Raw genomic sequence first — 8,798 nt, forward strand, 5'->3', positions numbered from 1 at the left:
GCCGGYTCCTCGTTGTAGTCCTCGGACTCCTCGGGTTCGACTACCTTGCCGTCCCGGATTTCCCCGCGCCAGCCCTCGACTTCGTCGGGATGGAGAACGGACTGGGTCATGACATGGCGTCCGAAGTGCTTCAACTCCAAGCGCGTTCGTCGTCCTTGACCCAGTCCGTTCTCCATCCCGACGAAGTCGAGGGCTGGCGCGGGGAAATCCGGGACGGCAAGGTAGTCGAACCCGAGGAGTCCGAGGACTACAACGAGGAACCGGCCGAGGACGAAGCCCAGCCCGACGAGGACGAGCAGGACGACGCGCAGCTGGACGAGGGCGACGAGGACGAGTACGAGGAGCCCACCGAAACAGACGAGGACGAAGAGACGGACGAGGACGAGGCCGAGGAGCCGGAGGAGACAGACGAGGAAGAGTACGAGGAGACGGACGAGGACGAGGCTGAGGAACCGGAGGAGACAGAGGAGGAGCCGGAAGAGACGGACGAGGACGAAGCTGAGGAGCCGGAGGAGACAGACGAAGACGAGGCTGAGGAGCCGGAGGAGACAGACGAAGACGAGGAGGAGGAAACATCGCCGCCGCCGGCACGCCGTGGCCGCCCGCGCAAGACGGCGTCCGCCAGTGAGGACAAGCCGCCGGCACGCCGTGGCCGCCCGCGCAAGACCGCGGCGAAGTCTGCGAGTGAGGACAAGCCTCCGGCACGCCGTGGCCGCCCGCGCAAGACGGCGTCCGCCAGTGAGGACAAGCCTCCGGCACGCCGGGGCCGCCCGCGCAAGACTGCGGCCAAGTCGGCCGCCTCGAAGCGAGGAGCGCGGCGATGACGTCGATACAACCCGCAGGTCGTGGCGGTGGCGGCGGGGGAGTCAGCGGCGGGCCCAGCTCCAGTAGTCTCGCCGACGTCATCGACACCATCCTCGACAAAGGCCTCGTGATCGATGCGTACGTGCGCGTCTCGCTGGTCGGCATCGAACTGCTGACCATCGACGCCCGCGTCGTCGTCGCCAGCGTCGACACCTACCTGCGGTTCGCGGAAGCGGTAAACCGGCTCGAGATCGGCAGCGAGCCCAAGGGCCTGACGGACCTGGCTGGGGGCGGCGGCGAGAGCGAGTCTGAATCGAAAGCCCAGGGCGCACTCGGGGCCGCCGGTGAGAAACTCGGCGACCTCCTCGGCGGCGGGAAGGAAGAACCTCAGCGCGAACGGGTTTCACGCAAGTCCACGCGCGAGGATAGGTGATGTCAACGTGGGAACAGAAGACCAACGACACACCCGAGGAGCCGACCGGTCGGACCGTTTCGGGCAGGGGTGGACGCTCCGAATTGCTCAGTCCCCTACGATCTTTGATCGATTGAACAACTGCCGATCCGGGTAGTCCGGTAGTCCGCACGTACATCTCCACTTCGGGTATGCCACAGGGGCGAGCTGGACGAGGCGACGGCGAGAGCGCAAAGCGGGCCGAGGAACGACCGGTACCGCCACACGTCGCCGCCCCGCCCGCACACCGGCGTTCCCGGTGGGGCGAGAGCGGGGGAGCAAGGAGCACGAGCATGACTACCGCGGGTGGGCCGAGTTCGAGCAGCCTGGCCGATGTCATCGACACAATCTTGGACAAGGGCCTGGTSATCGATGCGTACGTGCGGGTCTCGCTGGTCGGCATCGAACTGCTGACSATCGACGCCCGCATCGTCGTTGCCAGCGTCGACACCTACCTGCGGTTCGCGGAGGCGGCGAACCGGCTCGCGATCGGCAGCGAACCGAAGGGGCTGTCCGATCTGGTGTCGGGCGGGACGGAAAAGATTGCGAAGTCGAAGACGAAGAGCGCCATCGAAGAGAAGCTCGGCGGCCTACTGGGCGGGCAAGAGGAACCGGAACGGGAACGGGTGTCGCGCAAGTCGACTCGAGGTGACAGGTGATGGTTACAGAGCAGACGAAGAACCAGAAGAGCGAGAACACAGAGAAGTCGGACAAGAAGCAGACGGCGGGGGTGTACGTCTACGGCATCGTCCCGGCCGACGTCGAACCCGGGGACGACGCGACCGGGGTCTCCGGCGGGAAGGTGGACATCGTCACGGACGGTGACATCGCCGCCCTGGTGAGCGCAATGTCCGTGGACCGTCCACTCGGCAAACCCGAAGACCTCCGAGCCCACGCGAATGTGCTGGACGGGACGTCCCGGGTGGCGCCGGTGCTGCCGCTGCGGTTCGGGGCGGTACTCACCGACACCGACGCCGTGAAGGAGGAACTGCTCTCGGCACATGCGGACGAGTTCGCGGCGGCCCTCGAACAACTGGAAGGTAAGGCCCAGTACGTGGTCAAGGGCCGCTACGTGGAGCAAGCGATCCTGCAAGAGATCCTCGACGAGAACGAGCAGGCCGCGCAGATGCGTGATGAGATCCGGGACAAGTCGGAGGACGCCGGCCGCCAGGCGCGGATGGCACTCGGGGAACTGGTGAACAACGCGATCGCCGGCAAGCGCGAGGAAGACACCCGCAAGACGGTCGAGGCCCTAGGCGACCTCACCGACTCCGTCAACCGCCGCGAACCCACGCACGAGGAAGAAGCCGTCCAGGTGGCAGTCCTCGCCGACGTCGACCGGCAGGACCAACTCGAAGAGGCTGTGGGAAAACTGGCCGAGGAGTGGAACGGCCGGGTCGAGATAAAGCTGCTCGGCCCCATGGCCGCCTACGACTTCGTGGTCACACAGAATCCGGCCGGGCAGGGCTGAACCATAGGACTGCTGTCATCCATCGTCACGCTGCCACTCCAACCGGTGAAGGGTGTGATCTCGCTGGCGGAGTTGATCCAACGGCAGGTCGAGGAGGAAATGCACAACCCGGCGGCAATCCGCCGCGCACTCGAGGAACTCGACGAGGCCCGCACTGCGGGCAAGATCACGGCCGAAGAGGAGGAGCAGGCCCAACAGGCGCTCATCGACCGGATGACGGGATCGCCCTAGGGATTACGCCGCTGGGGCGGTGGGGGCAGGGTCCATCCGATTCCGCGGCACCCCACTGTCATGTCTTTTGCAGGAGCGCTTGCCGCGGTTCCCGCAGCCGTAGGGCAGCAACCCGCTGCGCGGCGTACGTCGTCGACTCAGGGATCGGTTGATCGCCGCAGCGGTGGCATCCTCCCACGCCCCGTAGAAACCGCCGCCCGTGGTGACGGCCGCCCGGTGGCCGGCTCGTCGGATTGGAACACCCGTGAGCTGGGCATGCGTTGTGGGTGGCATACCGAGCAGCGAAGGGGTGTGCCGCCCGCACCGAATGCGGCGGATCGACGACACGGAGGTAAGCGATGAGCAGACCACTGACCGGACCGGGACACGATGACGACCCGCGGCGGATAGAGCCCGGGGTCGACGACCGCCGTGTCGTCGACGACCGCCCGGTCGCGGTGGAGGAGCGGGTAATGACCAAGCCCGCCCGCACCAGCGCGGCCGCGGCGTTCGCGCTTGCCGTCGGGACGGCCGCGTTCGTGTGTGTGCTGATCGTGATCCTGTCCCCGATCGGACTGGTCCTGGGCATCATCGGGTTGATCCTCGGTGTCCTCGGTGTGCGGGCGGCCCGCCGGGTGGGAATCACCGGGAAGGGTGTGGCGATCGCCGGCCTGGTGCTGAGCGCGCTGGCGATCGTCATCTCGATCGCCTTCGCCGCCGGCGTGGTCACCGTCCTTAACAACGACAGTGCCGTCGACCGGATCGAGCAGCAGGTGGACCAGATGCGCGACAAACTCCCCGACCACGTCGAGGTCCCGCAGCCCTGACAGCACCCACGGCACCCAGCGCCACGAGAAACGTCTCGATCAGTCCACCGATGAGCAGGGACTCATCGGGAGAGATGGCCGTAAAATATGTTGACTGCGAGAACAATTTCCCCAAATAGGCCGCTGAAGGGGGCTTCGTCGCGCGGCGGGACGACGCTGCATGACGTCCCGGCGGGCCCGAGTCGCTCCTCACACCCTCGGCCGCGACGACGGACCGGGGCGGCCGGGGTTTCGATGTGGTCCGATCGAGGGGTCGCCGCCGCTGCCAGTGTTCCAGCGTCGGGGGTAACAGCGAGGCCGCACCCTCGATACATCATTATGGAGAGACGACGTGCGGATCCCGATACCGCACTGGGCTACCTCGAAGGACTTCCCGCGCTGGTGCTGCTGGAACGGCTCCCGGTGCCGGTGCTCGCCGTCGACCGCGACGGTCACATCGTGCACGTCAATCGCGCGTTCGAGGCCATGATGGGGTATCCGCACGATGCGCTCTCGGGGCGATCGATACGCGATCTGCTCCCGACGGCGTCCCCTCCGCGGCCGGTCGCAGAGGATCTGCAACAGTCGGCGGGGACGATCGTGACACTCACGCACCGAGACGGTTCTGCCGTGCGGGCGGCGATCAGCAAGTCCGTGCTGACACGGGCGGACGACCCGGTGCTGCTCGTCTGCTTCCACGACGTGACCGAGCAACTGTGGGACGGCGGACACGCACCGAACTTCGGGTAAAGGCCGCGATCGCGTCGGTCGCCGGCCAGTGCCCGATGCGGCGGGGCGCCGCCGCGCACGGAGATGAGCGAGCATCTCCCGGTCGATGTCGACTACCACTGCGGGAGCGGCACGCCAGTCTCGAACGACACGTCCTTCACTGGGGTGGCCGGCGCTCCGACTTCGCCGCGGGCGAACGTCGCCTCGTCACCGGCTGGGGGTCCGATACAGTCCCGAAGATGGCGCCAGACCCCCGGCAGGATCGGCGGCAGCACCGAGACGACGATCGCACTCAGCTCGCCCCGCCCGGGGAGCTGGGCGAGGAACTCCTCGCCCGGGCGGTGACCGCCGCCCTGACACAGGGCGCGTCCTGGGCACAGATCGGCGCCCGGCTCGGGGTTCCTCATCCCTGCGCGCCGGACCGCGCATGCTCGGACCGTCAGTGGCAGGACGTGATCGTCGACCACGAAAACGCGCGAGCACAACGCATCCACACCACCATGCCCGGACCGTCCTCGGCGCCCGGGAGTGATCGGAAATGATCACTCCCTACCACCCATCGAACGCTGCCGACGTGTGTTCGAACATCGGGATCGAGGGTTTACAGGTCATCCGGGCCGATCCGGAACCGCCTTGGTGGCGATGATCTGTACCAGGTCGTCGAGTGCGGCGAGGGCGGCGTCGCCGTCCCGGTCGACGAGCCAGCGCATCACCAGTCCGTCGAGCGCAGCCAGGGCGAAGTGGGCGACCTGATCCACGGGCGTGCTCCAGGTGACGCCGGCCCGGTGTGCGCACAGGTCGAGGAATGCCACCGCTTCGGTGTCCATGGTGCGGTACTGCCGGGCGGCGATCGCCCCGGCCGCGGCGTGGCCGGCCCCGCGTTGCCGGAGGGCCTGCGCGGTGATCTCGTAGGTGAGCAACTGGTGGTCGGGGGTGGCCTCGATGATTGGCCACAGGCCCCCGATGCCGGCCCGTAGGAGTTCACGAAGGCCCTCGATGCCGCGCGGGTGCGCGGTTCCGATGAGGTCGGTGAACGCCGTGCGCATCGACTCGCTGATGGCGAGGATCAGGCTTTCCGCCATCGCGGTGAGAAGTTCGTCCTTGTCCTCGAAGTGGTAGTGCACCACTCCGAGCGACACCCCGCCGGCCTCGGCTACGCGGCGGATGGTCAACGCGGCGACACCCTGTTGCGCGGCGAGCATGAGCGCGGCATCGATGAGCTGTCCACGGCGTACATCCGCGGGAAGCCACTGCATCAGCGGATCGTATGCGCTCGCACGTCCCACCAGCAGACGAATCGGACGACCCGGGCACCGTCAGCCGTCGCCGGAGAGGTTGCTGCGTACGCGAGCTTCGACGCCGTTCGCCGTTTCACCTGCTGTTTTTCGGGGCAATCCTGACGTGTTCACAAGAACGGGTGCCAGAATCGGCGCCCAGAGGTGCTGTGGGGGCCGTTCCGCCACCCGTTCGCTGCAAGAGTCGGGGACTCTCAGAATGAGGTGAGCATCATGAAGAAGAAGATCGCGGTACGCACCGCCATCGCGTCGGCGGTCATCGCGCCCGCGATGGTTTTCGCGGGCGGTACCGCCGCCGCGGTACCGGCGCTAAGCGTCACGGCAGGGACCACAGGCGAAATCACCGTCACTGTGCCGGCCGGTGAGAACTGGACCTGCTTCGGATTCGACTCGGGCTTCAACTTCAAGACCGGAGCCTTCGCGCCCGGGGTCGGGAAGTTGAGTGGCTTCGCGAAGGGATCGAACGTGACCGTCTTCTGCTTCGGCGGCACGGCGCCGTTCTTCTTCACCGGCAGCGTGGCGGTGAAGTAACCCGGTTGGTCGGTCCCGGGGGCACGGGCCCTGGCWGGTTGTTCCACCGGCCAGGGCCGGTCTACCCGGTGAATCATTGCGTGCTCGGGTCCGCGGTCAGGTCGTCGGTGTCGGCGAAGACCAGCCGCCCGTCGTCGAGGGCGACCGCCCACCGGTGCACCGGTGCCCAGGCGTGCCCGTGTTCGTCGGTGTCGGTCAGCTCGGCGTAGTCCTCGATGATCTGCCCGGTCTGGTCCGCTTCGGACGGCCGGCGCACCAGCACTCGTGCGCCCGTGCCCAGTGGGCCGGGCTCGGGTGTCGGTTTGTGCTTTTTCTCGGGCATCGGTCTGCACCTTCCGCTCGCTACGACCCGGATCATAAGCACCTCGCCGGCGAAGCATCATCCGGCGCTCCCGGGGACGGTGCGCCGCTCACACGCCTCTGGGGTTTCTCTGGTTGCTCACAATTCGCTCTAATAAACACGAGAAACACACGAACGCTCACTGGAATGGCGATTTTGATCAATTGTCCAGCAATGTGGACGGTTGTTAAATTTCAATATGTGAGAATTCTCGGGTTTGGTGAAACGTCTCGAGATTGCGAACGCGATAAATGGTGTAAGCGGCGATCGACGATCCCGTGGATTTTCATCACCAGTGGAGGAGTGAATTCTGATGGGTTCTGCAGGAATCGACTTCAGCGTCGCGTTCGAGGCGTTTTTGAAGTGGCTGAGCGTCACCTTCGGCGGCGGCATCGGGCTGAGCTGACCGACGGGGCAATCCGGGACAGCGGTGGCCCGACTCGCCTGGGGGCGGCCGGGCTACCGCCCTGATCAGCACGTGCGTGTACACCACCGCCTGATCCACACCGTCGCGGGGACTCGGGCGCAGCAGCCTCGCATAACCTTCGCGCCGCGGTACCTGTATATCGACGGGGCCGGCGAGAAGAGCCGGCACCGTGACCGCCGAGTCGGGCGCAACCAATCCCGCAATTCACGATTGCAGCGTGCGGAACAATTTCGATTCGACCATCACGGTTTATTGCCCATGCGACTTTGGATTCGGTCTCCGGGCATTCCGGTGCCACCAAAGGTGGCCGGTATTCCTTTTTTTAGAGAGGACCGCTATGTCGATCGGACTCGACCCCGCAACGGCAGCCGCGGCCGATCCGCCACTCGACGACGCGACCACACCCCGGGATGTGGCCGTGCTCCGGGCGCTGCGCAACGTGCACGAGTGCCGGATAGCGGCCCGATCGTGACAACCTTGCGCGGCCCGGCGCTGGCCCTTCTGCGGTTCAATTACCACCTGGCCCGCATACCGTTGCAGTTGGCGGAATGGGGCGTGCTGTCCCGGCTCGACGAGCAGGCCTCGACACGATTGGCGTATGAGCAACTCCTCATCGACTGCGACCGGTTGGCCGCGCGGCTACTCGACGACGAGGAGGCGGCCCGGCGAGCCGACGACCTGGATCGGCACATCGTGCTCGTCCGGACGGTGATCGCCCGGGACTCTCACGAGACGCAGCGGCGAGGGGTTCTGCTCCTCGACGAACAGCGGGAGCGCTTCCAACGTCGCCGCCGCGAACGCAAGTCCCCGGGCGCACCGCTGTGAACGGGTTGCGCTCATCGCGCCCTACCAGGCCGGGACGGCCAGTGATCTGAACCACACGGGGAGGTTTGATCTCCCCGCGCCCCGGCGAATTTCCTGCTCGAAGGTGGTCTCGGGCGTCGACGAGTGGGATGGAGCGTGGACGCCGAGCAACACGGGAGGTTGTCTCGGCGATGCACGAGGCGGCGGGACCGGTAGGCGGAACCGATCGCGGTGAGCGGCGGACACCACACACAAACAGGAGATCCGAAGTGCTTGGAATGAATATGCCCTGGATGGTCGTGGTCCTGGTGGCCACGCTGGTGGTGATCGTCGCGTCCGTCGGCGTCGCGGCCACCGCGGACGCCGTATCCCGCCGCCGAGTGCACCGATCAGCTGACACTGCCGCCGCGGATCCGGAGTCACCGCTGCGCACCGTCGACGCGGCGTCCCGGGTTCACGATTGGCACCGGCTTGCAGTGCCGGCATGGATGACCTGCGTCGGCGCCTCGGCACTCGCGGTCGCGGTGATCGGCGTACTCATCGTTGTCGGATAAGAGCGCCGACCACCTCGCAAGCGGACCTTCCTGGCGGCGTGATCGACGAGGGCTTTGTGCGGTTCGAACGCCGCAGCGGCGGCCGAGGCACGCCCCGGGCCCTGCGTCCGGCCGCCGGACGTGGGCCGAGGCTGATGCGCTGGCGGCATCGGCGATGCCGCCGACTCCGCCAACGCTCGCGGTCGTCGGGGCCCTGTTCAGGGGGAAGGTCGGTGGGGTACTCGCGGTCGGTCGGGATCGGCGCGCCCAGGCGAAAACACCTGGGAGCCGGAAGTGAGGAGCACAGCGATGACCACAGCGGGTGGTCCGAGTTCGAGCAGCCTGGCCGATGTCATCGACACAATCTTGGACAAGGGCCTGGTGATCGATGCGTACG

Annotated in this window: 14 protein-coding genes and 1 pseudogene; 13 read left to right on the forward strand and 2 right to left on the reverse strand. The window is 66.8% G+C overall.

Annotation, left to right across the window (positions count from 1 at the left end):
* The 8 genes and pseudogenes from AC1D1G_RS36775 to AC1D1G_RS36810 all read left to right on the forward strand — a co-directional run.
* Positions 1-824 (forward strand): annotated as a pseudogene (locus AC1D1G_RS36775) (hypothetical protein); the annotation flags it as partial.
* Positions 821-1,237, forward strand: a complete 417-nt coding sequence (gvpJ, locus tag AC1D1G_RS36780) for a gas vesicle protein GvpJ (RefSeq protein WP_133988162.1) — start codon at positions 821-823, stop codon at positions 1,235-1,237. The pseudogene AC1D1G_RS36775 and the gene gvpJ (AC1D1G_RS36780), both read left to right, overlap by 4 nt.
* Positions 1,238-1,548: 311 nt before the next feature.
* A complete protein-coding gene (gvpJ, locus tag AC1D1G_RS36785) occupies positions 1,549-1,914 on the forward strand; it encodes a gas vesicle protein GvpJ (protein WP_005241539.1) in 366 nt (121 codons plus the stop codon).
* Complete coding sequence (locus tag AC1D1G_RS36790) at positions 1,914-2,726, forward strand: GvpL/GvpF family gas vesicle protein (RefSeq protein ID WP_477955992.1); 813 nt, start codon at positions 1,914-1,916, stop codon at positions 2,724-2,726. Before gvpJ (AC1D1G_RS36785) ends, AC1D1G_RS36790 begins: the two co-directional genes overlap by 1 nt.
* A 3-nt stretch (positions 2,727-2,729) precedes the next feature.
* A complete protein-coding gene (locus AC1D1G_RS36795; protein ID WP_043791731.1) occupies positions 2,730-2,957 on the forward strand; it encodes a gas vesicle protein GvpG in 228 nt (75 codons plus the stop codon).
* Positions 2,958-3,295: 338 nt separating this feature from the next.
* Positions 3,296-3,763 carry a DUF4190 domain-containing protein gene (locus AC1D1G_RS36800; RefSeq protein WP_005570317.1) on the forward strand — a complete coding sequence of 156 codons (468 nt, stop codon included), beginning with the start codon at positions 3,296-3,298 and terminating at the stop codon, positions 3,761-3,763.
* Positions 3,764-4,081: 318 nt separating this feature from the next.
* On the forward strand, positions 4,082-4,492 hold the full coding sequence (locus tag AC1D1G_RS36805; RefSeq protein WP_477955994.1) for a PAS domain-containing protein: 411 nt from the start codon (positions 4,082-4,084) through the stop codon (positions 4,490-4,492).
* A gap of 218 nt (positions 4,493-4,710) precedes the next feature.
* Complete coding sequence (locus tag AC1D1G_RS36810) at positions 4,711-5,013, forward strand: hypothetical protein (protein ID WP_477955996.1); 303 nt, start codon at positions 4,711-4,713, stop codon at positions 5,011-5,013.
* Between the two features lie 66 nt (positions 5,014-5,079).
* Here the strand turns inward: AC1D1G_RS36810 and AC1D1G_RS36815 are convergent, their stop codons facing one another.
* Positions 5,080-5,727, reverse strand: a complete 648-nt coding sequence (locus AC1D1G_RS36815; RefSeq protein ID WP_082320729.1) for a TetR family transcriptional regulator — start codon at positions 5,725-5,727, stop codon at positions 5,080-5,082.
* Positions 5,728-5,979: 252 nt separating this feature from the next.
* Here AC1D1G_RS36815 and AC1D1G_RS36820 point away from each other — a divergent pair, with 252 nt between their 5' ends.
* The gene (locus tag AC1D1G_RS36820) at positions 5,980-6,297 is read left to right on the forward strand and encodes a hypothetical protein (protein WP_043791742.1); all 318 of its coding nucleotides are present in this window, start codon (positions 5,980-5,982) and stop codon (positions 6,295-6,297) included.
* A gap of 73 nt (positions 6,298-6,370) precedes the next feature.
* On the opposite strand, the gene AC1D1G_RS36825 is transcribed toward AC1D1G_RS36820, so the two are convergent.
* On the reverse strand, positions 6,371-6,619 hold the full coding sequence (locus AC1D1G_RS36825) for a hypothetical protein (protein WP_477955998.1): 249 nt from the start codon (positions 6,617-6,619) through the stop codon (positions 6,371-6,373).
* A gap of 782 nt (positions 6,620-7,401) precedes the next feature.
* Between AC1D1G_RS36825 and AC1D1G_RS36830 the strand changes: the two genes are divergently transcribed.
* The 4 genes from AC1D1G_RS36830 to gvpJ (AC1D1G_RS36845) form a co-directional block, all read left to right on the forward strand.
* A complete protein-coding gene (locus AC1D1G_RS36830) occupies positions 7,402-7,536 on the forward strand; it encodes a hypothetical protein (protein ID WP_477955999.1) in 135 nt (44 codons plus the stop codon).
* Positions 7,533-7,889 (forward strand): hypothetical protein, encoded by a 357-nt coding sequence (locus AC1D1G_RS36835; protein WP_005570324.1) that lies wholly within the window; start codon positions 7,533-7,535, stop codon positions 7,887-7,889. The genes AC1D1G_RS36830 and AC1D1G_RS36835 overlap by 4 nt, the downstream gene beginning before the upstream one ends.
* 257 nt (positions 7,890-8,146) lie before the next feature.
* Positions 8,147-8,422 carry a hypothetical protein gene (locus AC1D1G_RS36840; protein WP_005570326.1) on the forward strand — a complete coding sequence of 92 codons (276 nt, stop codon included), beginning with the start codon at positions 8,147-8,149 and terminating at the stop codon, positions 8,420-8,422.
* Positions 8,423-8,710: 288 nt separating this feature from the next.
* The coding region (gvpJ, locus tag AC1D1G_RS36845; protein ID WP_477956002.1) for a gas vesicle protein GvpJ at positions 8,711-8,798 on the forward strand (88 nt) is incomplete at its 3' end.

The sequence above is a fragment of the Rhodococcus sp. P3_B8 genome (genome assembly GCF_056402775.1).

Coding starts and splice junctions, on each gene's coding strand:
- gvpJ (WP_133988162.1), top strand. CDS start 821: ATGACGTCGATACAACCCGCAGGTCGTGGCGGTGGCGGCGGGGGAGTC.
- AC1D1G_RS36790 (WP_477955992.1), top strand. CDS start 1,914: ATGGTTACAGAGCAGACGAAGAACCAGAAGAGCGAGAACACAGAGAAG.
- AC1D1G_RS36800 (WP_005570317.1), top strand. CDS start 3,296: ATGAGCAGACCACTGACCGGACCGGGACACGATGACGACCCGCGGCGG.
- AC1D1G_RS36805 (WP_477955994.1), top strand. CDS start 4,082: ATGGAGAGACGACGTGCGGATCCCGATACCGCACTGGGCTACCTCGAA.
- AC1D1G_RS36810 (WP_477955996.1), top strand. CDS start 4,711: ATGGCGCCAGACCCCCGGCAGGATCGGCGGCAGCACCGAGACGACGAT.
- AC1D1G_RS36815 (WP_082320729.1), bottom strand. CDS start 5,727: ATGCAGTGGCTTCCCGCGGATGTACGCCGTGGACAGCTCATCGATGCC.
- AC1D1G_RS36820 (WP_043791742.1), top strand. CDS start 5,980: ATGAAGAAGAAGATCGCGGTACGCACCGCCATCGCGTCGGCGGTCATC.
- AC1D1G_RS36825 (WP_477955998.1), bottom strand. CDS start 6,619: ATGCCCGAGAAAAAGCACAAACCGACACCCGAGCCCGGCCCACTGGGC.
- AC1D1G_RS36830 (WP_477955999.1), top strand. CDS start 7,402: ATGTCGATCGGACTCGACCCCGCAACGGCAGCCGCGGCCGATCCGCCA.
- AC1D1G_RS36840 (WP_005570326.1), top strand. CDS start 8,147: ATGAATATGCCCTGGATGGTCGTGGTCCTGGTGGCCACGCTGGTGGTG.